Genomic DNA, 622 nt, shown 5'->3' with positions numbered 1-622 from the left:
GTGCTCGCGGCCGCTGCGGGGGCGGATGCCAGGGCTTCGGGCGCCGGCGGCGCGGTCGGTGTTGCCGGGACGGCTGGGGCCTGCACAGCCACCCCCGCAGGTGCGCTGGCTGCACCCGCTGCGGCGGGCGCAGGGCTGCCTCCGGCGGCTGCAGAGGCTGCGCTCAGCTTGTTGAGGTCGGTGATGTTCTTGGACAACTCTGCCATCCGCGTGGCGGCTTCGCTGGCCTGTTTGTCCTTGGCGACTTGCTCTTCGGCTGCCTTCTGGCCTTTGACGGCCCCCTTGGACAGGGTGAGCTTGTCGGGCGCTGCAGTCGCGGGTTTTTTGTCTTCTACGCGCGTCTGTACGGTGCCAGAGGCGGAGCGCTGGGCAGCAGCCACTTCGGTCGAAGGGGCCGCACCTGCGAGTTTGCGGCGGAAGTCGTTGAAGTCACGGGCCTGTGCGGCCAGAATCTGACGTGCTTCGGGGGCTGTGGTGGACTGCGCTGCGGCCTGGTCGGGCATTTGCAGCACGGCACCTGCCCTCAGGCGGTTGACGTTGCCCTGAATGAACGCGTCCGGGTTGGTACGCATCATGGCGACCAGCATCTGGTCGAGCGAAACGCCTGCAGGCTTGTAGGCGT

Annotated in this window: 1 protein-coding gene; it reads right to left on the bottom strand. The window is 68.0% G+C overall.

The genetic code is table 11. The features are described 5' to 3' along the window. Positions 1-622: FimV/HubP family polar landmark protein (locus tag DBR23_RS31650; protein WP_304466240.1), on the bottom strand; the 622-nt coding region annotated here is incomplete at both ends.

Origin of the sequence: Acidovorax sp. HMWF018 (genome assembly GCF_003061035.1) — a bacterium.
Classification (GTDB): domain Bacteria; phylum Pseudomonadota; class Gammaproteobacteria; order Burkholderiales; family Burkholderiaceae_C; genus Acidovorax; species Acidovorax delafieldii.
Note: the sequence above shows the minus strand (reverse complement) of the source record. Positions and strands in the feature narration are given on the sequence as shown.